The organism is Luteibacter sp. RCC_6_2, from assembly GCF_041360655.1.
Classification (GTDB): domain Bacteria; phylum Pseudomonadota; class Gammaproteobacteria; order Xanthomonadales; family Rhodanobacteraceae; genus Luteibacter.
In genome coordinates this window covers 96,359-121,053 of the sequence record NZ_JBFUPQ010000009.1, presented here as the reverse complement: position 1 = coordinate 121,053, position 24,695 = coordinate 96,359, and the positions used below count along the sequence as shown (strand labels likewise).

23 protein-coding genes are annotated in these 24,695 nt (G+C 65.9%); 15 read left to right on the top strand and 8 right to left on the bottom strand.

Going from position 1 to position 24,695, the window contains the following annotated elements:
- The first annotated feature begins 107 nt into the window (after nucleotides 1–107).
- The 14 genes from gspE to AB6730_RS11800 all read left to right on the top strand — a co-directional run bounded on the left by gspE (nucleotide 108) and on the right by AB6730_RS11800 (nucleotide 15,548).
- A complete protein-coding gene (gene gspE, locus AB6730_RS11865; protein ID WP_371023870.1) occupies nucleotides 108–1,823 on the top strand; it encodes a type II secretion system ATPase GspE in 1,716 nt (571 codons plus the stop codon).
- A gap of 8 nt (nucleotides 1,824–1,831) precedes the next feature.
- Nucleotides 1,832–3,049 carry a type II secretion system inner membrane protein GspF gene (gene gspF / locus AB6730_RS11860; RefSeq protein ID WP_371023813.1) on the top strand — a complete coding sequence of 406 codons (1,218 nt, stop codon included), beginning with the start codon at nucleotides 1,832–1,834 and terminating at the stop codon, nucleotides 3,047–3,049.
- Between the two features lie 25 nt (nucleotides 3,050–3,074).
- On the top strand, nucleotides 3,075–3,500 hold the full coding sequence (gene gspG, locus AB6730_RS11855; protein ID WP_306851228.1) for a type II secretion system major pseudopilin GspG: 426 nt from the start codon (nucleotides 3,075–3,077) through the stop codon (nucleotides 3,498–3,500).
- A 27-nt stretch (nucleotides 3,501–3,527) separates the two neighbouring features.
- A complete protein-coding gene (locus AB6730_RS11850; protein ID WP_371023812.1) occupies nucleotides 3,528–3,968 on the top strand; it encodes a GspH/FimT family pseudopilin in 441 nt (146 codons plus the stop codon).
- Nucleotides 3,965–4,384 (top strand): prepilin-type N-terminal cleavage/methylation domain-containing protein, encoded by a 420-nt coding sequence (locus AB6730_RS11845; RefSeq protein WP_371023811.1) that lies wholly within the window; start codon nucleotides 3,965–3,967, stop codon nucleotides 4,382–4,384. Before AB6730_RS11850 ends, AB6730_RS11845 begins: the two co-directional genes overlap by 4 nt.
- Nucleotides 4,381–5,046: a prepilin-type N-terminal cleavage/methylation domain-containing protein gene (locus AB6730_RS11840; RefSeq protein ID WP_371023810.1), complete on the top strand. Its 666-nt coding sequence runs from the start codon at nucleotides 4,381–4,383 to the stop codon at nucleotides 5,044–5,046. The genes AB6730_RS11845 and AB6730_RS11840 overlap by 4 nt, the downstream gene beginning before the upstream one ends.
- On the top strand, nucleotides 5,043–5,897 hold the full coding sequence (locus tag AB6730_RS11835) for a general secretion pathway protein GspK (RefSeq protein WP_371023809.1): 855 nt from the start codon (nucleotides 5,043–5,045) through the stop codon (nucleotides 5,895–5,897). The genes AB6730_RS11840 and AB6730_RS11835 overlap by 4 nt, the downstream gene beginning before the upstream one ends.
- Nucleotides 5,897–7,171 carry a PilN domain-containing protein gene (locus AB6730_RS11830; protein ID WP_371023808.1) on the top strand — a complete coding sequence of 425 codons (1,275 nt, stop codon included), beginning with the start codon at nucleotides 5,897–5,899 and terminating at the stop codon, nucleotides 7,169–7,171. Before AB6730_RS11835 ends, AB6730_RS11830 begins: the two co-directional genes overlap by 1 nt.
- Nucleotides 7,152–7,754, top strand: a complete 603-nt coding sequence (gene gspM, locus AB6730_RS11825; RefSeq protein WP_371023807.1) for a type II secretion system protein GspM — start codon at nucleotides 7,152–7,154, stop codon at nucleotides 7,752–7,754. The genes AB6730_RS11830 and gspM overlap by 20 nt, the downstream gene beginning before the upstream one ends.
- Entirely contained in the window at nucleotides 7,751–8,539 is a 789-nt protein-coding gene (locus AB6730_RS11820; protein ID WP_371023806.1) for a hypothetical protein, read from the top strand. The genes gspM and AB6730_RS11820 overlap by 4 nt, the downstream gene beginning before the upstream one ends.
- 40 nt (nucleotides 8,540–8,579) lie before the next feature.
- Nucleotides 8,580–10,775, top strand: a complete 2,196-nt coding sequence (gspD, locus tag AB6730_RS11815) for a type II secretion system secretin GspD (protein WP_371023805.1) — start codon at nucleotides 8,580–8,582, stop codon at nucleotides 10,773–10,775.
- A gap of 45 nt (nucleotides 10,776–10,820) precedes the next feature.
- The gene (hrpB, locus tag AB6730_RS11810) at nucleotides 10,821–13,331 is read left to right on the top strand and encodes an ATP-dependent helicase HrpB (protein ID WP_371023804.1); all 2,511 of its coding nucleotides are present in this window, start codon (nucleotides 10,821–10,823) and stop codon (nucleotides 13,329–13,331) included.
- Between the two features lie 142 nt (nucleotides 13,332–13,473).
- Nucleotides 13,474–14,661 carry a hypothetical protein gene (locus AB6730_RS11805; RefSeq protein ID WP_371023803.1) on the top strand — a complete coding sequence of 396 codons (1,188 nt, stop codon included), beginning with the start codon at nucleotides 13,474–13,476 and terminating at the stop codon, nucleotides 14,659–14,661.
- A 23-nt stretch (nucleotides 14,662–14,684) separates the two neighbouring features.
- On the top strand, nucleotides 14,685–15,548 hold the full coding sequence (locus AB6730_RS11800) for a hypothetical protein (protein WP_371023802.1): 864 nt from the start codon (nucleotides 14,685–14,687) through the stop codon (nucleotides 15,546–15,548).
- A 7-nt stretch (nucleotides 15,549–15,555) separates the two neighbouring features.
- On the opposite strand, the gene dbpA is transcribed toward AB6730_RS11800, so the two are convergent.
- The 8 genes from dbpA to AB6730_RS11760 form a co-directional block, all read right to left on the bottom strand.
- Nucleotides 15,556–16,932, bottom strand: coding sequence for an ATP-dependent RNA helicase DbpA (gene dbpA, locus AB6730_RS11795; protein WP_371023801.1), 1,377 nt, complete (start codon nucleotides 16,930–16,932; stop codon nucleotides 15,556–15,558).
- Nucleotides 16,933–17,001: 69 nt separating this feature from the next.
- A complete protein-coding gene (locus AB6730_RS11790) occupies nucleotides 17,002–18,069 on the bottom strand; it encodes a hypothetical protein (RefSeq protein WP_371023800.1) in 1,068 nt (355 codons plus the stop codon).
- Nucleotides 18,070–18,074: 5 nt separating this feature from the next.
- Nucleotides 18,075–19,211, bottom strand: coding sequence for a hypothetical protein (locus AB6730_RS11785; protein WP_371023799.1), 1,137 nt, complete (start codon nucleotides 19,209–19,211; stop codon nucleotides 18,075–18,077).
- Nucleotides 19,208–20,173 carry a hypothetical protein gene (locus AB6730_RS11780; protein ID WP_371023798.1) on the bottom strand — a complete coding sequence of 322 codons (966 nt, stop codon included), beginning with the start codon at nucleotides 20,171–20,173 and terminating at the stop codon, nucleotides 19,208–19,210. The genes AB6730_RS11785 and AB6730_RS11780 overlap by 4 nt, the downstream gene beginning before the upstream one ends.
- On the bottom strand, nucleotides 20,170–21,294 hold the full coding sequence (locus AB6730_RS11775) for a hypothetical protein (RefSeq protein WP_371023797.1): 1,125 nt from the start codon (nucleotides 21,292–21,294) through the stop codon (nucleotides 20,170–20,172). The genes AB6730_RS11780 and AB6730_RS11775 overlap by 4 nt, the downstream gene beginning before the upstream one ends.
- A 142-nt stretch (nucleotides 21,295–21,436) precedes the next feature.
- Nucleotides 21,437–22,156, bottom strand: coding sequence for a pseudouridine synthase (locus AB6730_RS11770; protein WP_371023796.1), 720 nt, complete (start codon nucleotides 22,154–22,156; stop codon nucleotides 21,437–21,439).
- 4 nt (nucleotides 22,157–22,160) lie between these two features.
- Nucleotides 22,161–22,934 carry an ABC transporter permease gene (locus AB6730_RS11765; protein ID WP_371023795.1) on the bottom strand — a complete coding sequence of 258 codons (774 nt, stop codon included), beginning with the start codon at nucleotides 22,932–22,934 and terminating at the stop codon, nucleotides 22,161–22,163.
- The gene (locus AB6730_RS11760; RefSeq protein WP_371023794.1) at nucleotides 22,931–23,863 is read right to left on the bottom strand and encodes an ABC transporter ATP-binding protein; all 933 of its coding nucleotides are present in this window, start codon (nucleotides 23,861–23,863) and stop codon (nucleotides 22,931–22,933) included. The genes AB6730_RS11765 and AB6730_RS11760 overlap by 4 nt, the downstream gene beginning before the upstream one ends.
- 82 nt (nucleotides 23,864–23,945) lie before the next feature.
- Here AB6730_RS11760 and AB6730_RS11755 point away from each other — a divergent pair, with 82 nt between their 5' ends.
- Nucleotides 23,946–24,692, top strand: a complete 747-nt coding sequence (locus AB6730_RS11755) for an FAD-binding oxidoreductase (RefSeq protein WP_371023793.1) — start codon at nucleotides 23,946–23,948, stop codon at nucleotides 24,690–24,692.
- Nucleotides 24,693–24,695 lie beyond the last annotated feature (3 nt).

Here is a 24,695-nt window from a genome sequence, read left to right as displayed (position 1 = left end):
GGTCGCCGCCGACGCACGGTATGTGCTACCAATAGCGGCCCGTGCGGTCAGGAACGATCGGCCGGACGACGCAATCAACGGACCGTGATGGAGATGGCATGTCTGCGATGACCGAGCATAGGGACATGCTTACCGGGGAACCGGGAGAAGCCCAGGTGTGCGCGCACCTCGTCGCGCATGGCCGGCTCAAGGATACCGACCTTGCGCGGGCCCGCCGCCTGCACGACGAAACGCCGGAGGGCACGCTCACGGCGCTGATGGCGCGGCTCGGCCTGGTTTCCGAGCGCGATCTCGCCGACGCGTGGACCGACCTGCTGGGCCTGCCCTTGCTCGCGGCGAAGGACGCGCCGGAACTGCCCCCGGCCGATACGGAGCTCTCGCTCCGTTTCCTCAAGCAATACCACGTGGTTCCCGTCCGCGACGGCGAGGACGGCGTCGTCCTGCTCGTCGCCGATCCCGCCGATCCGTATCCCCTGCAAGCCGTGCGGTTGGCGACCGGGCGCGACATCCCGCTGCGCGTCGGCCTGCGCTCCGAGATCGACGACCTCATCGAACGTTATTACGGCCAGGGCCGTTCCGCGATGGGCAGCATCGTCGAAAGCCTGGACGGCAACGCCGCCGTGGAAGACGACGTGGAGCACCTGCGCGACCTCGCTTCCGAGGCGCCGGTGATCCGGCTGGTCAACCTGATCCTGCAACGCGCGGTGGAACAGCGCGCGTCGGACGTGCACATCGAACCATTTGAGAACCGGCTCAAGGTGCGCTACCGCATCGATGGCGTCCTGCACGAGGTGGAGGCGCCGCCTTCGAGTTCCACGGCGGCGGTGATCTCGCGCGTGAAGATCATGGCGCGCCTCAACATCGCCGAGCGGCGCCTGCCGCAGGACGGACGCATCCAGTTGCGCGTGCAGGGCAAGGAGCTCGACCTCCGCGTCTCCACCGTGCCGACCAGCTTTGGCGAATCGGTGGTGATGCGTATCCTCGACCGCGAATCGGTGGTGTTCGACTTCGCCTCGCTCGGCTTCACCGACCACTTCCGTGGCCGCTTCGTCGAAGTGCTCGACCGGCCACACGGCATCCTGCTGGTCACCGGCCCCACCGGCTCGGGCAAGACGACCACGTTGTACACGGCCCTGTCGCAGATCAACACGCCCGACGTGAAGATCATCACGGTCGAGGACCCGGTCGAATACCAGATCGAGGGCATCAACCAGATCCAGGTCAAGCCACAGATCGGACTCGACTTCACGGGCGCCCTGCGCTCGATCGTCCGCCAGGACCCGGACGTCATCATGATCGGCGAAATGCGCGACCTGGAAACCTGCCGCATCGCGATCCAGTCCGCGCTCACCGGTCACCTGGTGCTCTCCACGCTGCACACGAACAGCGCATCGGGTGGCATCACCCGACTGCTCGACATGGGTGTGGAGGATTACCTGCTCGGTTCGACCGTCAACGGCATTCTCGCGCAGCGCCTGGTGCGCCGCCTGGACCCCGAGACCGCGATTCCCTATGAGGCCTTGCCCGAGGTGATCGAGCAGTTCGAACTGCACAAGTACACCGACGAGCGTCCCATCCGCCTGTGGAAACCCGGCACGAGCGCGACCAATCCCACGGGCTACCGGGGGCGGCGCGCCATCATGGAATTCCTCGTGATGAGCGATCCCCTGCGCCGGCTCGTGATGCAACGCGCCGACGCGGGTGAGATCGAGCGCCAGGCGCGTGCCGAGGGCATGCGCACCATGTACGAGGACGGGCTGGCCAAGGCGGTGGCCGGCATCACGACGATCGAGGAAGTCCTGCGCGTCACGCAGGAATCGTAGGCCTTCGCATGAGCCAGTTCCGCTATCGAGCCATCAGCGCCGCCGGCGAGGCCCTGACGGGCCGCATGGAAGCCTCGTCCGTCGAGGACGTGGTCGCCCGCTTGCAAGACCAGGGACATACGCCGCTCGAAGCCGCGCCGGCCGATGGCGAATCGTCGGGCGGCGGAATCGCCGCGATGTTCCGCAAGGGTGCGTTCACCGGCGACCAGCTCGCACAGTTCACCCATCAGCTCGCCACGCTGCTCGGCGCGGGACAACCGCTGGATCGTGCGCTCGGCATCCTGCTCGACCTGCCCGAGGGCGAGCGCGCGAAGAACATGGTGGAGCGCATCCGTGACCGCGTGCGCGGTGGCACCACCCTTTCAACGGCGCTCGACGAGGAGAACGGCGTGTTCCCCCGGCTGTACGTGAGCCTGGTGCGCGCCGGCGAGGCCGGCGGCTCGCTGGACGAAACGCTGCGCCGTCTCGCCGATTACCTGGAGCGGTCGCAGGCCCTGCGCGGCAGCATCATCAACGCGTTGATCTATCCGGCCTTCCTGATGGTCGGCGTGCTCGGCTCGCTCGTGCTGTTGCTGGCCTACGTGGTGCCACAGTTCGTGCCGATCTTCGCCGACATGCAGGTGCCGATCCCGCTCATCACCAAGGTGGTGCTGGCGATCGGCACGGTGATCAGCGACTGGTGGTGGGCGATCGGCGTGTTCCTCGTGGTGCTCGCCATGTTCCTGCGCCTGCGCCTGCGCGATGCGGAGACGAAGCTGGCGTTCCACGGCCGCCTGCTGACGATGCGGGTCGCGGGGCCCTTGCTGCTCAAGGTCGAGACCGCGCGCATCGCCCGCACGCTGGGCACGCTGCTGAAAAACGGCGTACCACTGCTTTCATCCCTCGCGATCGCACGCCAGGTCACCTCCAACCGTGCGCTCGACCTCGCCCTCGAACAGGCCGCGGAGCGTGTGAAAGGAGGTTCCGGCCTTGGCAGCGCATTGAGCCAGACCGAACGTTTCCCTCGCCTCGCCCTGCAGATGATCCAGGTCGGCGAGGAAGCCGGCGCGCTGGACACCATGTTGCTCAAGGTCGCCGACACGTTCGACGTGGAGGCCAAGCGCGCCATCGACCGCTTGCTCGCCGCGCTCGTGCCGACGCTTACCATCGTGATGACCGTCATGGTCGCCTTCATCATGGCGGCGATCCTGCTGCCCCTGCTCAGTCTTACCAGCAACATCAACTGATCAAACCGTTCCAAGGAGTTTTCCCATGCGCGCGAACCGTACCCTCCGACACCGCCACGCCCGCGGCTTCACGCTGCTGGAAATGCTCGCCGTGATCGTCCTGATCGGCATCATCGGCGCCATCGTGGTCACCCAGGTCGGCAAGAACGTCGACAAGGGCAAATACGGCGCGGGCAAGGCCCAGCTCACCACGCTGAGCCAGAAGATCGAGAACTACGCGCTCGACAACGGCACGCCACCGCATTCGCTCGACGACCTCACCACCAAGCCCGCCGACGCGAGCAGCTGGCAGGGTCCGTACGCGAAGGCGTCCGATCTCAAGGACCCCTGGGGCCATCCGTTCGGCTACCGCTACCCGGGCGAGCACGGCAGCTTCGATCTCGTGTTCTACGGACAGGACGGGAAAGCGGGCGGCGACGGCTATTCGGCCGACGTCGGCAACTGGCAGTAACCGGCGGCAGGGATACAGGCCTCGGCCATGCGCGCACGCGGATTCACGCTGTTCGAGATGCTGGCCGTGATCCTGTTGATCGGGATCGCCGCGGCGGCGGTCTCGATACCGGTGACCCAGGGACTGGCCAGCGCGCGGGTCAACGCCGCCAGCGGCGAGCTCGCGGCGGCATTGCGCTGGACGCGCGCGCAATCGATCGTGCGTGGCCAGAGCCTCGCGTTGGAAGTCGATACCTCCGCGTCGACCTACAAGGCACCCGGCAAGCCGGATGTACGCCTGCCCAAGGATATGCGCGTGTCGATCACCAGCGCGCGGGAAGACCAGGCCAACGCGACCACCGGACGCATCCGTTTCTTTCCCGATGGCAGTTCCACGGGTGGACGCATCACCCTCAAGCGTGGCCAGCGCGAATGGCACGTCAATGTCGGCTGGCTGACCGGCGCAGTCAGCGTGGTGGACACGCGATGAGCCGCACCCGCCAGCAAGGCTTCAGCCTGCTCGAAGTGATCGCCGCCATCGCGGTACTCGCCATCGCCTTCGCGGCGCTCATGCAGGTCGCCGGCAGTTCGCTCAGCCTTACCGCGCGTGCGAACGAACGCACCCAGGCCGCGCTGCGCGCACGCAGCCTGCTCGATGGCGCCTTCGTGATGGAACCCGTGCGCGAAGGTGGCAGTGAAGGCCGCTTCGACGATACCTATCGCTGGCGCATGAATGTCAGCCGTTACCAGCCGCCCGACGAGAAGCCGGCGGCGGACGGGTTCGCGGCGGCAGGCATGTACCGGCTCGACCTCGACGTGATCTGGGGGCAGGGCGGCGACGAACGGCATGCGCGTTTCTCGACGCTGCGCCTGGCTGGCTCGGGCGGCGGGGGGCCTCCACAATGAGGCGCGCGCGCGGATTCAGCCTGATGGAGGTGCTGGCGGCGCTGGCCTTGCTGACGATCGTGTTGCTGGGCGTGTACTCCGGGATCAGCACGGCGACGCGTATCGTGCGCAGCGGTAGCGACGCCATCGAACGCATGGACGAGATCCGCTCGGCGCAGTCGTTCCTGCGTAGTGAACTGGCGCAGGCCCTGGTGATCCCTTTCGGGCAGACCGACGACGGCGATCCGGTCGTCTTCGCCGGCGACGATCATTCGTTGCGTTTCGTGGCCCCCATGCCGGGCTACCTGTCGAAGCTGGGCCCGCAGTTGCAGACGGTGTCGCTGGTGGAAGACGGCCATTCGAGTTATCGGCTGGAGGTGACGCTCGCCTTGTTGCCACCCGATGGCGGCGACCCGCAACCGCTCGGTGAACCCGAGGTGCTCCTGCGTGGCATTCGCAAGGGCGCGATCTCCTATCGCGGCATGGATGACCAGAACCGGCCCGGGGATTGGCAGGACAGCTGGACCGACGGACGACGGATGCCCTCACTGGTTCGCATAGCGCTCGAGGCCGGTGGCAACGTGGCCTTCCCGACACTCGTCGCTCCGATCCGGATCGATCCGTCCGCTTCGCGCAATGGGTTCGGCATGATGCGCGGCAACCGCGGAACGGTGCTGCGGTGATCGTGCGTCGCGACCGTGGCGTGGCCTTGCTCATCGTCCTGTGGGGCTGCACGCTGCTGGCGATCATGCTCGGTGGCTTCGCCGCGCTCGCCCGTACCGAGGGTTTGCAGGCGCGCTACCAGTTCGCGCAGACGCGCGCGCACTACGCCGCGGAGGCTGGTGTCATGCGCGCGATCGAGGGCTTGCAGACGCCCGATGCGGCGTCTCGATGGGTGGCCGACGGCCGGCCTTACGTGTTCGCGTTCGACGACGCGAACGTGAACATCACGATCGTCGACGAAGATGGCAAGGTCGACCTCAACGCCGCATCCGGCGACGTCCTCACCGGCCTGTTCAAGGCCGCCGGCGCGACCGACGACAAGGCCGGCAGCCTGTCCGCCGCCATCCAGGACTGGCGCCGCCCCGGCGATGCCGCGTCGCCCAACGGTGCCAAGAAGCCGCAGTACGAAGCGGCGGGCCTCGCCTACGGACCGCGCAATGGACCATTCGCCACGGTGGAAGAGGCTCGCATGGTGCTGGGCATGGATGCGCGCCTGTGGACGACGGTGGCGCCCGTGCTCACGATCTGGTCCGGGCGCGAACGGCCCAATACCGAACACGCGCAGCCATTGGCGCTGGCGTCCATTCCCGGGTTGGGCAGCGCGGGCGCCGATGCCATCCTCGCGAGCCGTGGACAGAGCAACGGTGCGGCCGTCGCGGGAGGCAACGGTGTCACGCACACGATACGTGCGGAGGCGATCCTTGACGACGGAACCAGGAGTTCCCTTACATCGACGATCCGTTTGCGTGGGATAAGATCCGGAAACCAGCCCTACGCTATTTTGCGTTGGCGCGAAGGAGATGTTGAATAATGAGCACATTGCAGGAAGCCTCCCAGGTCCAGCTCGACCGCCTGCGCCGCGCCTGGCGAGGCAGCGCGCTGCCGGGCTTCCTGCGCTGGTGGGGCGGTGAGCTCGCCGCCCTGGTACCGGTGCGCTGGCGCGCGGCGTTCGCCGGTGGCGAGCGCTGGTACGTGGTCGAGCGACAAACCGATGGATGGCGGCTGCGCCGGTCGGGGGAATCGGCCGTCCTGGCGGAAGTCGCGGATATCGACGGTGCGGAACACTGGGTGGCCGTGCTGGCGCGCGCCCTGTCGGAGGCCGACCCGGCCGACCGCCGGATCGCCCTGGTGCTGCCCGCCACGCAGGTACTGCGCCGCCGCCTTGTCCTGCCTGTCGCGGCGCGCGACAACCTGCGTCAGGTCGTGGGCTACGATCTCGACAGGCAGACACCCTTCCGCGCGGAAGACATCCATTACGGTGTACGTGAACTCGGCGAGGGCGGTCCGGAAGGGCGTTTCGTCGCCGAACTCGCCGCCACGCCACGAGCGATGCTCGATCCGTTGCTCGACGAACTCGCGTCGCTGGGCGTCGCCCCCGATCGGGTCGACGTCGCGCAGGGTCATGCCCTCGCGGGCGTCGACCTGCTGCCGCCGATACGCGCACCGCGCCGCATCGACCGCCGTCGACGACTCAACGCCGGCTTGTTCGCGGTCATCGGGCTGCTGCTGTTCGCCGTCATGGCCGCCTGGTTGCACAACAGGAACGCGGCGCTCGAAACCATGCGCGCCGATGTCGAGGCCATGCAGGGCGACGCGCAGCGGGTCAAGGCATTGCGCCAACGGCTCACGGAGAGTGCGGGCGCCTCCGGTTTCCTTGCACGCAAGAAAATGGAGACCGCCGCCGTCCTTCCCGTACTGGAAGAACTGACACACCGCCTGCCGGATGACACCTGGCTGGAGCGTTTCACCCTCAACGCCAGCGGCCAATTGGGTTTCCAGGGCCAGAGTCCCCAGGCGGCGCGACTGATCGACGCCTTGAAAGCTGCCCGCACGATCGGCGATCCGAGTTTCCAGGGCACCATCCAGGCGGACCCGACCTCCGGCAAGGAACGTTTCTACATGCAGGCCAAGGCGCTGGTGCCGAAGCCGGACGCCGCGCCGGCCAGGGTCGCGCCGGCCAAGACCGCCGCGGCCGTACCGGCCGCCAGCGCGTCGGCCCCCAAGCCCGCGAACGCATCCACGACGCCGGCGAAACCGGCACCTGTCCAGGGCAAGGAGACCGCCGATGCGCATGAAGCCCGCTGAGTCCCGCATCGCCGCCATCCTGTTGCTCGTGGTGGCTGTGGCGATCGGCTATTTCGCCTTCGTGCACTGGTGGTTCGTCGCGCCGCAGTTGACCGTGGCCGATGAAATGGACGACCTGCGCGATACCCAGCGCCGCTACGCGGCGGCTATCGCGGAACGGCCCCAACTCGAAAAACGGCTGGCATCGCTGGAGCAGGGACAGACCCATAGCGATGCCTTCCTGCCCGGTGACGATACCAACGCCGCCGCCGCCGGCCTGATGCAACGCATCGTCGATGTCGCCGCCGCGCATCGTGAGGACGGCGCGTGCGATGTCGTCCAGAAGATGCCCGTGCCCAGTCAGGAGAAGGCCGGCGATCCCTACCGGAAGGTGACGGTGAACATCAGCCTTCGTTGCCAGGTGCAACCGATGACGGCGGTCTTGCACGACATCGAGGAAGAGACACCGTATCTTTTCATCGAGGACTTCAGCATCTACCGCAACCCGGTGGCTGCGCGCTCCGGCGCGGCCGCGCCGATGGAAGTGCAGTTCACCGTGTCCGGTTACATCCATGCCGCGCGCGCGGCGAAGGCGGCATCGTGAACGCCGCAGGACAACGCAGGCTGACGCCTGTCCTCACCACCGCCACGGTGGTGCTCGCCGCGGTGTTCGCTTCCCTTGTATTCGGTGTTGGGCGGGGAGTCCATTGGGACGATCCGGTAGCCGCCGAACCACTGCCAGCCGCGCGTCCGGTGGAGATGCCTGCGCCGACACCGCTCGCACGGTTCTCCGAAGTCTGGCAGCGGCCTTTGTTCATGGCGGATCGCAAGCCGGTCGCCGTGGCCGATACCGACGATTCATCGAGCAACATCGGCGATCTCGAGTTGACCGGCATCATCATGACGCCCGAACTGCGCATGGCCTTGCTTCGCGATCGTGGCAAGGACTCCACCGTGCGAGTGAAGGAAGGCACCGCGCTCGCCGATGGCCACTGGACACTCGCATCGCTCACGCCGCGCAGCGCGGTGTTCGACAACGGTGGTGAACACCGCGAGCTGACGCTGAAAGTAGCCGCTCCGGAACCTCTCACGAAGAACGGTCAACGGCCTCCCGGCATGCCCCCCGGTCAGCCGGGCCAGCCACCACAACCACCTCGTGCACAGCCCGCGCCATCGGGTAACGGCGTTCACGTGGAGCAACTGCCTTCACAGGGCATGACCGGCCCCGCGCTTCCCCGTCCGGCGGCATCGTCGTCGGCTCGCGAGACGCCCCCCCGGCAAGACGACGACGCCCTCCAGCGGGCGCGTATCGAGGCCTTGAAGCAAGCGGTGCAGAAACGTCGCATGGAACAGCAGCAACAACGCCAGCAATCAGTGGATTCGCAGTAGCGGGCGCTCGACGCGCCCCCAGGGAAGGAGGAGCAACACCATGAAACGCAGCATTATCGGCTTGGCCGTGCTTTCGGCCTTGCTGACGGCGGCTTGCGCCCCGCATAAACCCCGACAAGGTTCCGGAACCATCGAACGGGCCGCGCTGGAAGGAGTGGACCGGCCTGTTCCTTCATCTCTTCCACTGGCTCCGGAGGGTGGCGAGGTATCCGATCTTCCCCGCACGAGGAAGACGTCCGCCGCCCGTGAAATCGAACATGGAACCGGTCGCTTCATTCGCCCCCGCGCAGCCGATGCGCCCCATCCTGTGGTGAGTGGCAAGGGCGCGGTAACGCTGAATTTCGAGGACCAGCCCGTCGAAGCGGTGGTGAAGGCCATACTCGGCGACTTGCTCGCCGAGAATTATTCGTTGGCTCCTGGTGTGCAGGGAACCATTTCCTTCTCCACCTCGCGCCCCGTCGCGCGGGACGATGCATTGCCTATCCTGGAAACCTTGCTTGCGTGGACGGGTAACGCACTGGTGCGTGAGCATGGTCGCTACAGTGTCCTGCCAGCGCACCAGGCGGTAGCCGGGCGCCTGGTGCCGAGCCTCAAGGCGGCCAAGCCGGGAGCTGGCCTGAGCGCGCGACTCTTTCCCCTTCACCATGTGGCGGCCCCGGCCATGGCCAAGCTGCTCGCGCCGTTTGCGACCGCAGACGCCATCCTCCTCGCCGACGCCGCACGCAATGTACTCGTCGTCGCCGGCACCCGCGACGAACTGGCCAACTACGGCGAAACGATCGACACCTTCGACGTCGACTGGGTCGCCGGCATGTCGGTCGGCGTGTTCGGCCTGGAACACGCGTCGGTGGGCGAACTGCTGCCGGCGCTCGATTCGGTGTTCGGCGAAAAAAGCGGTGCGCCCGTGGCCGGGTTGATCCGGTTCATGCCCATCGAGCGAACCAATGCGCTCGTCGTGATCGCCACGCAAGCGGCGCACCTCGACCAGGTGGGCGAATGGATCGCCCGCATCGATCGTGGCGGTGGCAACGAACCGCGCCTGTTCGTCTACGACGTTCGCCACCTGCTGGCATCCGACCTGGCGCGCTACGTGACGAACGTCTTCGGCGCCTCGACCCAGGACCCACCCGCACCCGTGCTGGCGCCCGGGCTTACGCCATCGGCGTTGGGTGATGGCGGCGACGCCAATGCCAACGAAGGAAATACCGGCGGCGATGGCCAATCCACCGAGCAGTCGTCGTTCTTCGAGCCACCGCAGACGCAGCTGCCTGCGGCCAAGGGTGGTGACGGCACGTCGGGCATCCGGGTAACCGCTATCGATACCAACAACCAGCTGATGGTGAGGGCGCGTCCGTCGCAATGGTCGGAGATTCGCCAGGCACTCGAGCGGCTCGATGCGATACCGCTTCAGGTGCAGATCGAGACCCGCATCCTCGAGGTTACGCTGCGGGACGAGTTCCGCTTCGGCGTGCAGTGGTATCTGGAAGGCATGGCTGGCGGCAACGGTGCCGTGGCCCAGCCGGGCAACAAGCAGCGCTGGAGCCTTGGCGGGGGTCACGGATTGAACGGACGGCCAGACACGCTTTACTACTCGTTCGTCAACAAGGATCTCCAGGTCGTGCTGCATGCGATGCAGCAGGATGACAACGCGAAGATCCTCTCGGCGCCATCGTTGGTCGTGGTGAACAACCGAAAGGCGCGCATACAGGTCGGCGATCAGATCCCGGTGACCCAGACCTACGTGAATACCGCGCTGGGAGGCAACAGCCAGGTGGGGCAAGTCGCGTACAAGGACACCGGTGTCATCCTCGATGTCCGCCCCCGGGTTAATCCCGGTGGCCTGGTTTACCTCGATGTCGCGCAGGAAGTGAGCCGGGCGGGAATCCGCCTGGGCGACAACGTGCCGATCATCAAGCGCAAGCTCACCACGCAGGTGGCTGTCCAAAGCGGGCAGACCGTCCTGCTGGGCGGTCTGATCCAGGAATCCGAGACCCGGTCGCGCGGCGGCGTGCCTTTCCTGTCGCGCGTTCCCTTCCTCGGCGCTTTGTTCCGCACGAACGTCGATGCCGGAGAGCGTACCGAGCTGATCGTCCTGATCACGCCCAAGGTGATCACCGGTGGCGAGGACGCCAAGCGGGTGTCGGACGATTACAGGCGCGCGTTCCGCTCGCTGCGACCCTTCGAGGCGGCAGCGGAGGTCGTGCCGACAGCGGCTGGGGACAAAGCGGAAGGGTAGGGTACGTGGCCGCGGGGATGCCGGCTTGCGTACCATAGCCGGTACATGAGTCCCGTCTTTCCCATCTCCCCGCTGCTCCCTGAGATCGTCGCCTCGCTGGCGGAGCGGCCACGCCTGGTGCTGGAGGCGCCGCCCGGTGCCGGTAAGACCACCCAGGTGCCGTTGGCGCTGCTGCATGCGCCGTGGCTTGCCGGTGGTCGTATCGTCATGCTCGAGCCGCGACGGATCGCGGCACGGGCGGCTGCATCGTTCATGGCGGCGCAACTCGGTGAAGATGTCGGCGAAACGGTAGGGTACCGCATCCGTTTCGAGTCCCGCGTCGGCCCGCGCACCCGCATCGAGGTCGTCACCGAAGGCATCCTGGGCCGTATGATCCAGGACGACCCGACGCTGGACGGCATCCGCGCCATCGTCTTCGATGAGTTCCATGAACGTCACCTTGCGGGGGACCTCGGTGCGGCGCTCGCGCTGGATGTGCAGGCGAGCCTGCGTCCGGACCTGCGCCTGCTGGTGATGTCGGCGACGCTGGACGGCGAACGCATCGCGCAATGGCTCGATGCACCGCGGCTCAGCAGCCCGGGACGCAGTTTTCCCGTGCGTGTCGAGTATCCCCCGGGACGCCCGCAGGAGACGGTGGAGCAGCACCTCACGCGCACCGTGTCGCAGGCGCTTCGGGAAGTGGAAGGCGACGTGCTCGCCTTCCTGCCCGGGCGCCGCGAAATCGAGCGCGTGCGTGCGATGCTCGAACGGCAGGTCGAAGGTGCGGAGATCGTCGCCCTTCACGGTGAGCTTTCCCTGGCCGACCAGCAACTGGCGTTGGCCCCGGCCGATCCCGGTACGCGTCGTGTCGTCCTTGCCACCAACGTGGCCGAGTCCAGCGTGACGTTGCCGGGGATTCGCGCGGTCGTCGATTCGGGACTTGCACGCGAGCCACGTTTCGATCCGCCCTCCGGTTTTGCCCGCCTGGAAACAGTGAGCATTTCGCAGGCTTCCGCCGACCAGCGCGCGGGGCGTGCCGGTCGCGTCGCCGAGGGCGTCGCGTACCGGCTATGGCCGCAGAGCCGCCGCCTCGACCCGTCACGTACGGCGGAAATCGAACATACCGAGCTTTCGGGCCTCGCCCTGGAGCTGGCCGGTTGGGGTACCGATGAATTGCCTTGGCTCGACGCGCCGCCGGCCGGCGCGATGGGCCAGGCACGTGACCTGCTGCGCCGCCTCGGGGCGCTGGACGAGGCCTCCTCCATCACGGGCCTGGGCCGCGAGATGCTGATCCTGGGCGCAACGCCACGGCTGGCGGCCGCGGCGCTGCGGGCGGCGCCCGAACACAAGGCTTTGGTGGCGGACTTGCTGGCTCTCGTCGAGGCGAGGTCGCCACTGCGAGGCGAATACGGACGCTCGGACGATTTCCGCCAGCGCCTGGCCGCCCTGCATCTCTGGCGCGATGGCGGTGCTCGCGCCGCGCGTGCCGGCTCGGCCGACGTGGGAGCGCTCGCGGCCATCGAGAAGGCTTCCTCGGGGTGGCGTCGGCGGCTCGGTGCGCGCACGGCCGCCAGCGGCGTACCGAACGCGCACGCGGTCGGCGATCTCCTCGTCCACGCGTTTCCCGATCGGGTCGCGCGTCGTGACGAATCACAGCCGATGCGCTACCAGCTGGCCAATGGGCGCGGCGCGCGTTTGCACGAAGCGAGCGCCTTGCATGGCGAGCCGTGGCTCGTGGTGCTGGACCTGCGCCTGGATGCCCGCGACAGCCTCGTCTTCGCCGCCGCGCCTTTCGATCCCGACGTGCTCGAGCGCGACCATGCGGACCGGTTCGTCACCGAACGTGTCTTGCGCTGGGATGACGCGCGGCAAATCGCCGAAGGCTTCGAAGAACGCCGTTTCGATGCATTGGTGATTTCGCGCAAGGCCGTTCCTGTCACGGGTGCCGATGCGCTACCCGCGCTGCTGGCAGCGATACGGGCGCGCGGCGTGGCAGCGTTGCCGTGGAGCGAGCAGGCCCTGCGTCTGCGCGCGCGGATCGGCGCATTGCGTGCATGGCGTCCCGAACTGGACCTGCCCGACGTATCCGACGATGCGTTGACGCGCACGGTCGATGTCTGGCTTTCACCGTACCTCAGTGGCAAGCGGCGGATCGAAGCCGTGCAGGCGGCCGAGCTCTCGGAAGCCTTGTCGTCGATGCTCGACTACGAGCAGCGCCGCGCCCTCGACGCGCATGCGCCGGAAGAGCTCGAGGTGCCCAGCGGCATGAGCCGCCGGCTCGTGTACGGCACGCGCGACGACGATCCGGGTGCGCCGCCGGTACTCGCCGTGAAGTTGCAGGAACTGTTCGGCCTGTCCGACACGCCACAGGTCGGCGATGGACGCGTGCCGGTGATGCTGCACCTGTTATCGCCAGCGGGACGCCCGATCCAGGTCACGCAGGACCTCGCCGGATTCTGGAACCGCACCTACCCGGAAGTCAGGAAGGAACTGAAGGGGCGCTATCCGAAACACCCCTGGCCCGACGATCCGTGGACAGCGGTGGCGACGCATCGCGCCAAGCCGCGAGGTACATGACCTTCGCGAGCGGCCGGTGCCGACCGACGCGCTTTGGGGTCCGGGATGCGGGTTGTCCAGTACTCGCCTGATGGCGTATGACGCGCCGTCCTGCTCGAATGCAAGACCCCTGCGCGGACGGTCGTGCATGAAAGGAATCGCCATGCCCCGCATCCGCTTTCGCCGCATCCGGCCCGCGCTCTTGAAGTCGCGGCGCTGCATCTTCTTCGCCATCGCTGTTTCGGCGATGGCGCCGGTTGCGAGTACGACGGAGCTCGCCATCGATCCGATGACCGTGCTCATTCGCGAGTACTCGCGAGGGAACGGCAGTCACGAATACCTCAGCAGCGGCACCGACGAATCCTACGCAAGCTACGTTCTCGATCGTCCTTCCTCTCCCTACGCGAACCTCAAGTGGTCGTTGCTTCCTCCGCCGGATGCGCCCACGAGGCGAGCCATCGAGAGCGTATCGACGCAGGAGCATCCGGTGAACCTGCGCGATCTCCACGACATGAAAGTGTGGGACCTGGGTTTCACGAAGGCGCGGGTGTCGAGCGAGACCTTCAGGATGCCCGAAGAACTACGCTATCTGCCAGGCGCATGGAGCATCGTGAAGGCTGGCATCGAGCCGGACATCTATGTGCAGGCCATTCGCAACCAGAGCCTGGCGCATCCCGCCATGACGGCGAACTACGCGCTCGCCGCTCAATTGCTCAGGACGAAGCTGACGGCGACACCCCGTTCCTTGTGGAAAGCCCGGGGTCTCCGCCACGACGTGCTCGATCGATTCGTGGGCGGCGAGTTCATGCAGGCGCATGATTTCCACTATCTCATCCAGTTCCTCGATGGCGCCCTGGCGGCGTGGGATGCCGGCTCGACGAGTGTCTACGGTTTTCGCCAGTTGCCAGCGCCGTTACGGCTGGGACGCATCGCGGCGGCGTACCGGCAGCGCCTTCCATTCGAGCACGAGCCTTGCCTGCAAGATGGCACCCACGACCCCGAATACGCAGGCGCGGGCATATTGGACCGGAGGCCACTATGTTTCGATGACGCGACGGACAGGGCCATCCACGTGTGGTACGCGCACGAACTGGTGCAGGAGCTCGCGTCGATCCATGAGCGGTCCGATGGCATCGTCAGTCTTGCGGAGCGCATGGCGGCACCCTTGCGCAGCAGCCGTCAAGGGTGGATCGGTATCCGGCGGCCCGATGCCATCGCGGGGGTCACGCGCATCGAGGTGGTGGAGGCGAAGGTGGCCAGTCAACTCCTTGTGGAGGGGGATGTGTCCTATCGCGACGCATTCGGTGCCTCCAGGCGCGCCTTGCGACTTTCCTGCGGAATGCGGCCATGAGCATGATCGCCCGGTGCCGGATCATGAGCGTATTGGTCGCGATATTCCTGATCGCCGCGTCGGGTGCGGGATCTCCAACCTGGGCCAGGGATACCTTCCAGGGCGGCGTGACATTGCTCTCGGTCGACCATGATGACGACCACATGATGCGGACCTGGATCGGCGTCGCCATGGGCCACTATGCGAACGCCATGGCGGGCTGGCTCGTCGACGCGTCCAGGAACCACGGGGGCCATGTCTCCGTGCAGGCGCTCTCGCGGTTCCAGCAGCAATTGCGCCGGGCGACATTCGCCCATTTCGAATACCGATACGTCGTGGAAGGCGTGCCGTTCACCCGAACCTATCTCGCCGCCTCCGGAAGAGAGTTCAGGACGTACATCGATCCAAGGGAACCGGGGCTGGTCGCTCCGCCCGACCCGGACAGCGAGTACTTCAAGCAGGACGACGTGGTCACGTTCGCGATGGCGGCGGCTGCCACCGAAGGTTCCGAGGTCCTGCCGCAGCCCGCTCGCCCGAACATGCCCAATCGGGGTAACGATGCCGAGATCAAGGTGCTTCAGGCGATCATCCGGGATATCGGTGAAGGGACGGTCGCACCGGCCGGCCACCTGCTTGGCTTCGTCAGCAAGCAACCGTGCGAGTCGTGCGATCCGGCATTGCGCCAGTTCGCCGTCGAGACGGGCTCGGAAGTTCATGTGAATTACGTTTTCGGGGCGAATCAGGATGGCTTGCGGACACCGGCATGGGCGGCGCTTCGCGAGGCCCGCGAAGCCATCGTCGACGACCTCGTCACCATGTTTTCGGCACCCGCGGCGAACATGTCACCGGACCTGGAAGACCCCCTTGACGACGATTCCTCGTCGGCCTCGGTCTGCGGGCAGCCCTGAACGGTATCTAGGACAGGGCGCGCACCCTGAAGTTACGGCCCTTGATCTTGCCTGCGCGCAGCCGTTCGAGGGCCTTGTTGGCCAGGTCGCGGCGAATGGCGACGTAGGCACGGGTGGCGAAGACATCGATCTTGCCAATGTCCTTGGCATCGAGGCCCGCATCGCCCGTAAGCGCGCCAAGGATATCGCCCGGTCGCATCTTGTCCTTGCGGCCACCATCGACGACGAGCGTTTTCATGGGTGCCAGGTTCAGCACCTTGCGGGCTTCGTTCAGCGGCTTGGCAGGGTAGCGGGCGAGAGGGCCGCCGAGGCGATCTTCGATCTGGCGAAGCTTGCCCAGTTCGCGAGAACCCGCGAGGACGATCGCCAGGCCGGTCGCTCCCGCGCGACCTGTACGGCCGATACGGTGTGTGTGTGTATCGGGATCATGGGCCACGTCGTAGCTGACCACCAGCGGCAGGTTCGCGATATCCAGCCCGCGAGCCGCCACGTCGGTGGCAACGAGGACCGAGCAGCTCCGGTTGGCGAAACGGACGAGCACCTCGTCACGATCGCGTTGTTCGAGATCGCCATGCAGGGCAAGCGCGGAAAAACCGCGGCGATCGAGTTCCGCCGCCACGGCTTCGGTGTCCTTGCGCATGTTGCAGAACACGAGGGCCGCTTCGGGCTTCTCCTGGGTGAGGATGCGCGTGAGCACATCGGCCTTGACGGCAGGCTCGGCCTCGACCGCGCGCTGCTCGATCGTGGTTTCGTCGTGGGATTCCTCGACGGTGACGGTCACCGGATCGTGCTGCACGCGACCACTCACGGCGCGGATGGCATCCGGATAGGTGGCCGAAAAGAGCAAGGTCTGGTGATGTTTCGCGATTCGCTTGACGATGTCGTCGATGGCTTCCTCGAAGCCCATGTCGAGCATGCGATCGGCCTCGTCCAGCACCAGCACCTTGATGCCTCCACCATGCAGGCTGCCGCGCTTGAGGTGTTCCTGCACGCGGCCCGGCGTGCCCACGACGATGTGTGGATCGTGTTCCAGCGAGGCCAGCTGGGGACCGAGCGGCATGCCGCCGCACAGGGTCAGCAACTTGACGTTGGGCAGGTTCGTTGCCAGCCGGCGGATCGATTTGCTGACCTGGTCCGCGAGCTCGCGGGTGGGGCACAACACCAGTGCTTGCAAGCGGATCTGCTGTACGTCGATCCGCTGGAGCAGGCCAAGCCCGAAGGCGGCCGTCTTGCCGCTGCCGGTCCGGGCCTGCGCGATGACGTCGCGCCCATCGAGGATGGGCGGAAGGCTTTCCCTCTGGATCGGCGTCATCGACGTGTAGCCCAGGTTCTCCACGGCGGCCAGGAGGGCGGGCGACAGGGGCATCTGCTGGAAATCATTCATGGGGCGTATGATCGCACGCCCACGCATGCGCGCCCTCGTTCCGAGTGAGGCCGGCTGGCGCGCTGTCGTTCAGCAGGGAGGCGAAGGCAGCTCCATCGCATCGGCGTTCGGCGCTGTCGAGCCGCCTTCCGCCGGACGCCCGCTGGCTTGGGGCTGACGCGGCGGTGCCAGGCGAAATGATCGCGGCCGCCATGGGATGCCCTTGAACGACCGCTGTAGTGACGACGGGGTCAGGCTTTGCCTTACTTGCTGGTCGCGGGCATCGGCCAGGACGTCGCGGGCCAGCAGGGGACGCCCGTTTTCACTGCTCACGAGCCTTCGACCCCGAAGTTTCGCCGTTCCCGCTGCGACGAGGGCATCTCGCTGCGTACTTGGCAAGGAGCCGAACATCTGGGTGAGGTGGATGTCGATGTCGTAGGTATCGGACAGGGTTTGCATGGCCTCGCGACAGGAGCCACACGTAGCCCCACCGACCGCCCCACGTATGCTGCCGCCAGTCGGTACGGCATGGGTTTTCAGGTCGTGCTCGATCGCGCGGAGGATCTTGAACTCGGCGTCTATCGCGCGATCGACACCGTCTACATCGAAGGGTTCCAGTACGGACGCGTCGGGGGGCAGCATGCGTGCGCGCAGGTTGGTCTCGTTGAAACCCGAGTAGAAGCGGCTGTCCTCCGCGTCCGCCGCGACATAGTCCGTGGCTTCAAGGGCCGGGGAGGGGCTCCCGTCGCTCCATTCCAGGTCATCCGGGCTCTGCGGGCTGCCCGGCGCGATAGCCGGCGTGGAGCCACCGAACGCGGACTGCGCCATTGCCCCCAATGGGGCCCCACCCAGTGCGTGGTAGACGCGGATACGTGTTTCACCATTCACGGCGAAACGATATTCCATGCGCGCGACCTGGGCATTCGTCATGGACGTTTCCAGTGCTTCCCAGCTGATGGCGAGGTAATCATCCTTGTACCGGTCACTGACGATCGCGCGCATCGCGTCGACGTAGTGTTGGCTGGTGATCTCGAGAAGCCCCGTGGTATTCCCCTCATCGAGGCCGATGTTTTCGACCACGACGGTTCCCGCCGCGCCTATGCGTGGTACGAGGAACAAGAAGGAAATGCCCAGGGTGGTGATCGCGGTACGTCGCATGGGGGTCAGTCCGGGATTCGGCAGGAAAGGACGTTGGCGCGTTCGGCGGCGAAATCGGCCTCGGCGCGAGTGATCGTCTCGGCCGCGACGAGATCGTCGGCAATGAGCGCCTCGACGACTTCCATCGCTCCCGCCATGTCGATCAAGGCCAGAATGGCCCCGGCGAAATGCGCGAAACGTGCCAATCCACTATCGCGATGGGGCACGGCACGGCTTTGGCGAAGGTACTCGTCGAGGTACCAACGATGCACGGCGCGATCGGTTGCGGCGGCGAAACAGAGCGGACGGTCGTCACCGGCCACTCCCGTGCCGGCGGTGCCGGTGGCGGTGTTGGCGGCTCGATCGCATGGGTACCCGGCCTCGTAGCCTTGAAGGTCTCGGTATGCGGCGGCAACGCGCGCGATACGGTAGGCGACGGGCAGGGCCCGCAGTCCGTGGGAGGTTCGCTCGCCCACGCTCCAATGAACCAGGCGCCGCTGGACGAGGGCCGACACATACCCCAGGTCATACTCGGTGACTTCATCGAAGTGACGCGCAAGCATGATGCGTTTGAAGACATCGGGATCGACATTCAACGCGATCCGTCGATCTTCCGGCGTTTCGGCCAATTGGCGGCGAAGGATCTGCAGACCCACGGCGTACCCGGCCCCCTTCGTCGAATGGCTGTATCCGGTCAGGTCGAGCACGTGCCAGAAGATATCCGGATCGACATCGGCCTTCGTGGCGCTGGCCGAGGCGAAATCGTCGCGATACCCGGCTTTGATCGTGATGTCGATACCTGGCCGGGCGCGCGTCATGCCAAGATCCCACTGCATCACGGCGAGGGCCTGGTGAAAGGTGAGAGGCCCCCCCGGAATGCGCTCCAGGAGCCCGGGCCATTCCACCTCGTTCGTGAATGCCGGTTCGGCGATGAGTCCGCTATAGGGCGATGCCGGATCCACGAGCATCTGGCGGACGAACGCGGCGTTGGAGTGCGCCAGCGCATCGGCGGCGCCGAGTCGCGCGATACGTTCCCGTTGCAGGTGTGACAATACGTCCACGTTGGCCGTCGTGGCTACGCAGTCCATCGTGGCCAGGCACAATGCCGTGATGGACGCCCTGCGCAAAACATCGCGCTGCGGGGCGGATGCGGTCGACATCATGGGACGCACGGATCTTGTGCCGGTACGTCGACGGCCACTGCTTCCTGCTCGATCCTGTTCAGGTTGCCGAGCCCCGAACGTCGCTGCTTACGCATGAGAGCGTGGCGCGCGGGATTGAGGACCGTCTTGGCATACGCCTTCCGCATGGTGCGGAAGTTGTTCGACACCACCCTGCTTCTTTGAATGGCGGTAGTACCTTCACCAGCCACCGAGCTCGCACCTGGATCGATCAATTGATAGATGGTGCCGTCGGCGTCGAAAATTCGCGCAAACGCATCGATTGCTTTGCGACACGATTCGCAGACGGTCTTGCTGACATAGCCGGTCACCCGCCCACCTCTTGGCACGATTTTCTTCTCGATGTCGTATTCGATGCGGCGCAGCGTCTTGAGTTCGGCGTCCCATGAGTGGTCCATGCCATCGACGACGCTGGCTTCCAGGCGGGATGTGCTTGCCGGAAGCTTTCGGGCCCGCAGATCGAACGCTGTTTCAGCGGGATAGTATTTGGCTTCGGCGGCATCCATCGCTATGTCGTCGGCTTCGACGACGCCGGTGGCGTCACTTGAATCCGTCGCCGGGGATTCGGTGCCGGAGTCGGAGGATCCAGGCCTCTTGGGTACCCTGTCGAAAATCGTCCTCAGCGAATGGCCGCTTCGACCGTGGTAGACGCGTGTCACCGTCTTGCCGTCTTTCTCATAGGTATATTCGATGCGCACGAGCGTCGCGTCCTGGACCTTGCTTCTGAGTTTGACGAAGGTCTTGCTCAGGAGAGGCGAGGGGCTGAAGTCGAGGACCGCCTTTCCGACCGCATCGGCAAAATCGTTGGCGTCCCGTTCGAGAAGCGCGGCGATATCGCCTTCGCCGGTTTCGATCGCGATGCTGCCGGCGCACGCGGTCCAGGAAGAAAAGGCCAGGGCGGCCGCCGCCAGGAACGAGCCGGCGTGGGGAAGGTTCTTCATCATCGGTCGATCCTGCAGGTGAGACGGGTGGAACGGTTCGCCGCAAACTCGGCATCGGCCTCGTCGAGGGTGCCGATGCTGACGAGATCCTCGGCGACGACGGCCTCGACGATTTCGATGAAGGAGACCACGTCGACCCAGGCAAGGACGCCGATGATCAGGTGCATGACCGGCGAGGATTCGGTGTGGCCGCGGTGGCGAAGGAGGGCCTCCTCCTGCCGCAGTTCGCGCCGGTACCATGACTGGACGGCGCGGTCGGTCGCGGCGATGAAACACAGCGGTTGGTGGTATTCCATTTCCACGGGGCGCCTCGGCAGCCAGGGCGATGGCTGATCCGCCGTGCAGAAGCCCCGCGCGTTGGCGTAGCCTGCCCTGTCGGCATAGGCGGCGGCCGTGCGTGCGACACGATAGGCGGCAGGAAGCGCATGGCGGCTATCGGCATCCGTCACCGTGCCATTTCGACGTATCTCGTAGCGCAGGATGTCCTGCAAGTAGCGCTTGTCGTATTCGGTTATCCGGTCCGGGTTGTTCTGCGCCATGTAGCGCTGGAAGACATCGGGCTTGATCGCCCGCCGGCCGTAATCCGCGGGATCGTACGCCTTCATCTGGTCGCGAAGAATCTGCAATGCGACGGCGTATCCGGCCGCGATCGTCTTCATCGAGCCATTCATGTCGGCCGCCTTCCAGAAGATGTCGGGATCTATCCCTGCCTTGCGTGCGTTCGCCGCCACCTCGCGACCGCGATAAGCGGCGATGGCCTGGCTGTCGATGAGGACGTCGACGCCCGGCCGGGCCTTGCTGAGGCCGGACTGCCATCTCAATGCCTCGAGTGCGGCGTGCGACGACGCGGCGGGATCGCCCGGCAAGCCATCCAGGAAGAGGGTCCACCAGATTTCGTTGGTAATGCGAGGAGTCTCGCTCGACTCGGCGTAGAACGAAGTGGGATCGTCCACCAGTTGGCCGAGGAACGCATGCGTCGTAAGGTCGAACGCCCGCTCAGCGCCCAGGTGTTGGCTACGGAAGCGAATCAGTTCCCGGTAGATATCGATGTCGCGCGAATCGCCGGCGGTCGCGGCGATCGGAATGAAACCGGCGAGGAACGCCAGTCGGAGATGTGACTTCATGTCGGGGAGAGTCCTTGTCGAAACGCAGATTGCCGCGGGGATCGGCGGTTGCAGTATCGGGCAAGGGTCCCGTGTCGTTATGTCGGCGGAAGCCGCAGGTCTGGGCGGGGCTTGTACGGGTACTGATCCCGGCCGCCGCCGATCACCATTGGGTGCGTTGCGGCAGAAGGCCGCGAAGTTCGGCGTCGGTCAGGTTTCGCCACTGCCCGGGCTTCAGGTGGCCGAGCTTCACGTTGATGATGCGCACGCGCCGCAGCTGGGTCACGCGATAGCCGAACTCGGCTGCCATCAGGCGAATCTGCCGGTTGAGTCCTTGCGTGAGAATGATCGCGAAGCCGAACTTCGCGATCTTCCGGACCTTGCAGGGTTTGGTCATCTGGCCGTGGATGCGCACGCCCTTGGCCATGCCCTTCAGAAATTCGTCCGTCACGGTCTTGTTGACCGCGACGAGGTATTCCTTCTCGTGGTGGTTCTCCGCGCGCAGGATCTCGTTGACGATGTCGCCGTTGCTGGTCAGCAGGATCAGCCCTTCCGAATCCTTGTCGAGCCGCCCGATGGGGAATATGCGCTGCGGGTGGTCGACGAAGTCGACGATGTTGCCGTCGACCGTGGTATCCGTCGTGCAGGTGATTCCCACGGGCTTGTTCAAGGCGATGTACACGCCGCGGCTCTTGACCGGGCTGGCGACGAGGGTGCGCGCCACCACCACGTCGCCGTCCACCTTCACGACGTCGCCATCGAGCGCCTTGGCACCCATGCCGACGATCTCGTCGTTGATCGTGACGCGGCCGGCGACGAGCAGTTCGTCGGCCTCGCGGCGCGAGCAGATTCCCGCTTCGCTGATGTACTTGTTGACCCGCATGCGCTTAGGAGCGCAGCCCCACGCCGCGGCTGAGCAGTCGCAGCGCGACGGCGGACAAGCCCACGACGAACACGATCATCACCACGAAGGCCGTGACGATGGGCACGTCGCTGACACCCAGCACGCCGAAGCGGAAGGCGTTGACCATATACAGGATGGGGTTGACCAGCGAGATGCTGCGCCACGGTTCGCCGAGGAGGTCCACCGAATAGAACACGCCGCCAAGGTAGGTCAGGGGTGTGAGCACGAAGGTCGGCACCAGGGCGATGTCGTCGAACTTCTTGGCGAACACCGCGTTGACGAAGCCGGCGAGCGAGAACACGGTGGCGCCCAGTACGACCGAGAGGAAGGTGGTGATGGGATGGGCCACGTGCAGGTCGGTGAAGAACAGCGCGATGACCAGCACGAGGGCGCCGACGATGACGCCGCGGGTGACGGCGCCGGTCACGTAGCCGAGCAGGATCACCCAGTTGGGCATCGGCGATACGAGCATTTCCTCCACGAACCGCCCGAACTTGGCGCCGAAGAATGACGAGGAGATGTTGCCGTAGCTGTTGGTGATGATGCTCATCATGACCAGGCCGGGCACGATGTACTGCATATAGGTGAAGCCGTGCATCTGGCCGATGCGGCTGCCGATCAGCTTGCCGAAGATGACGAAGTACAGCGTCATCGTGATGGCCGGCGGAATCAGGGTCTGCGTCCAGATGCGCATGATGCGCATGATTTCGCGACGGACGATGGTGCCCAGGGCGACGAGGTTGGTCGAACCGCTCATGCCGCGTTCTCCCGGCCGTGCTCGACCAGGCGGACGAACAGTTCCTCGAGGCGGTTGGCCTTGTTGCGCATGGAGGTGACGGTGACGCCGTGCGTCGACAGCGCGGCGAACAGTGAGTTGAGGTCGTGAGCGCGGGACATTTCGGCTTCGATGGTGTGATCGTCCATGCCGCGCAGGACGACGCCAGGCAGGACAGGCAGCGAGGCGGGCACGCTCGACACGTCGAGGACGAAGGTCTCCACGTCGAGCGTGGCGAGAAGGCTCTTCATGGTGGTGTTCTGCACGATGCGCCCATGGTCGATGATCGCGATGTTGCGGCAGAGCTGTTCCGCTTCCTCGAGATAGTGCGTGGTGAGGATCACCGTCGTGCCCGCGGCGTTGATGCCGCTGACGAACTGCCACATCGAACGGCGGATCTCGATGTCGACGCCGGCGGTCGGTTCGTCGAGGATCAGCAGCTTCGGCTCGTTCATCATGGCGCGGGCGATCATCAGGCGGCGCTTCATGCCGCCGGAAAGCATCCGCGCCTGGTGATGCGCCTTGTCCCAGAGGCGGAGCTCCTTCAGGTACTTCTCCGCGCGTACCGACGCCTCGGCGCGGCCGATGCCGTAGAACCCGGCCTGGTTCACGCAGATATCGAAGGGTTTCTCGAACTGGTTGAAGTTGATCTCCTGGGGGACCAGGCCGATCAGCCGCATGGCTTCGCTGCGGTTCTTGTGGATGGACACCCCGAAAACCTCGGCCTCGCCCGAGGAGGCGTTCACGAGGGAGGACAGGATGCCGATCAGGGTGGACTTTCCGGCGCCGTTGGGCCCGAGCAGGGCGAAGAAATCGCCCGGCTGGACGGTGAGGGAGATGCCCTTGAGGGCTTCCACGCCGTTGCCGTAGGTCTTGCGTAAATCGTTGACGTGTAATGCGGGAGTGGTCATGGGCTGCGCCGGGATGACAAGCCGCCTATTATACCGGGCTTTGCCGGGCCGCCTCGTTCCCCGGCGTCAACAGAGACTTTCCATGGCCGAACAATTCCAGCTCCGCCTCGCCGACAGCTTCATGCTCGCGCCCACCGTGCGGCACCTGTCCTTCGAGCGGGTGGATGGCCAGCCGCTGGCCTTCGTACCGGGCCAGTTCCTCCAGGTGCACTTCCACTACGACGACGGCAAGCCCACCAAGCGCAGCTATTCGGTCGGCACCGTGGGCGACGGCAGCGGCCCGGTGGAGCGGATCGAGATAGCGGTGAGCTATGTCGAAGGAGGCGCCGCGACCCGGCTGCTGGGCGAGCTGAAGCAGGGCGGCACGATCGACGCCAGCGGCCCTTACGGCCGTTTCTGCCTCATGGAGGCGGACCGGAACCAGCGCTATATCCTGATCGCGACCGGTACCGGCGTGACCCCGTACCGCGCCATGTTGCCCCAGATGGAAGCCCTGATGGCCAGCCGGGGCTGCCGGTTCGTGCTCCTCTACGGCGCGCGCAACGAGGGGGAACTGCTCTATGGGGAGGAGTTCGAGGCCTTCGCCCGGACCCACGAGGGCTTCACGTTCCACCCGTGCCTGTCGCGCGGCGCCCGGCCGAATCCGCGGCCACACGACCGCCTGGGCTATGTGCAGGACATGCTGGCCGAGCTGGAGCCGTCCGGTGAGACCGATATCGCCTACCTCTGCGGCAATCCGAACATGGTCGACGCCGCGTTCGCGGCCCTCAAGGAACATGGGCTGGCCGTGCAGCAGATCCGCCGCGAGAAATACATCTCGTCGCGCTGAACC

What these genes read in the sequence shown, in the direction of transcription:
- gspE (WP_371023870.1), top strand. Translation starts at nt 108, where the DNA reads ATGACCGAGCATAGGGACATGCTTACCGGGGAACCGGGAGAAGCCCAG.
- gspF (WP_371023813.1), top strand. Translation starts at nt 1,832, where the DNA reads ATGAGCCAGTTCCGCTATCGAGCCATCAGCGCCGCCGGCGAGGCCCTG.
- gspG (WP_306851228.1), top strand. Translation starts at nt 3,075, where the DNA reads ATGCGCGCGAACCGTACCCTCCGACACCGCCACGCCCGCGGCTTCACG.
- AB6730_RS11850 (WP_371023812.1), top strand. Translation starts at nt 3,528, where the DNA reads ATGCGCGCACGCGGATTCACGCTGTTCGAGATGCTGGCCGTGATCCTG.
- AB6730_RS11845 (WP_371023811.1), top strand. Translation starts at nt 3,965, where the DNA reads ATGAGCCGCACCCGCCAGCAAGGCTTCAGCCTGCTCGAAGTGATCGCC.
- AB6730_RS11840 (WP_371023810.1), top strand. Translation starts at nt 4,381, where the DNA reads ATGAGGCGCGCGCGCGGATTCAGCCTGATGGAGGTGCTGGCGGCGCTG.
- AB6730_RS11830 (WP_371023808.1), top strand. Translation starts at nt 5,897, where the DNA reads ATGAGCACATTGCAGGAAGCCTCCCAGGTCCAGCTCGACCGCCTGCGC.
- gspM (WP_371023807.1), top strand. Translation starts at nt 7,152, where the DNA reads ATGCGCATGAAGCCCGCTGAGTCCCGCATCGCCGCCATCCTGTTGCTC.
- gspD (WP_371023805.1), top strand. Translation starts at nt 8,580, where the DNA reads ATGAAACGCAGCATTATCGGCTTGGCCGTGCTTTCGGCCTTGCTGACG.
- hrpB (WP_371023804.1), top strand. Translation starts at nt 10,821, where the DNA reads ATGAGTCCCGTCTTTCCCATCTCCCCGCTGCTCCCTGAGATCGTCGCC.
- AB6730_RS11805 (WP_371023803.1), top strand. Translation starts at nt 13,474, where the DNA reads ATGCCCCGCATCCGCTTTCGCCGCATCCGGCCCGCGCTCTTGAAGTCG.
- AB6730_RS11800 (WP_371023802.1), top strand. Translation starts at nt 14,685, where the DNA reads ATGAGCGTATTGGTCGCGATATTCCTGATCGCCGCGTCGGGTGCGGGA.
- dbpA (WP_371023801.1), bottom strand. Translation starts at nt 16,932, where the DNA reads ATGAATGATTTCCAGCAGATGCCCCTGTCGCCCGCCCTCCTGGCCGCC.
- AB6730_RS11790 (WP_371023800.1), bottom strand. Translation starts at nt 18,069, where the DNA reads ATGCGACGTACCGCGATCACCACCCTGGGCATTTCCTTCTTGTTCCTC.
- AB6730_RS11785 (WP_371023799.1), bottom strand. Translation starts at nt 19,211, where the DNA reads ATGATGTCGACCGCATCCGCCCCGCAGCGCGATGTTTTGCGCAGGGCG.
- AB6730_RS11780 (WP_371023798.1), bottom strand. Translation starts at nt 20,173, where the DNA reads ATGATGAAGAACCTTCCCCACGCCGGCTCGTTCCTGGCGGCGGCCGCC.
- AB6730_RS11775 (WP_371023797.1), bottom strand. Translation starts at nt 21,294, where the DNA reads ATGAAGTCACATCTCCGACTGGCGTTCCTCGCCGGTTTCATTCCGATC.
- AB6730_RS11770 (WP_371023796.1), bottom strand. Translation starts at nt 22,156, where the DNA reads ATGCGGGTCAACAAGTACATCAGCGAAGCGGGAATCTGCTCGCGCCGC.
- AB6730_RS11765 (WP_371023795.1), bottom strand. Translation starts at nt 22,934, where the DNA reads ATGAGCGGTTCGACCAACCTCGTCGCCCTGGGCACCATCGTCCGTCGC.
- AB6730_RS11760 (WP_371023794.1), bottom strand. Translation starts at nt 23,863, where the DNA reads ATGACCACTCCCGCATTACACGTCAACGATTTACGCAAGACCTACGGC.
- AB6730_RS11755 (WP_371023793.1), top strand. Translation starts at nt 23,946, where the DNA reads ATGGCCGAACAATTCCAGCTCCGCCTCGCCGACAGCTTCATGCTCGCG.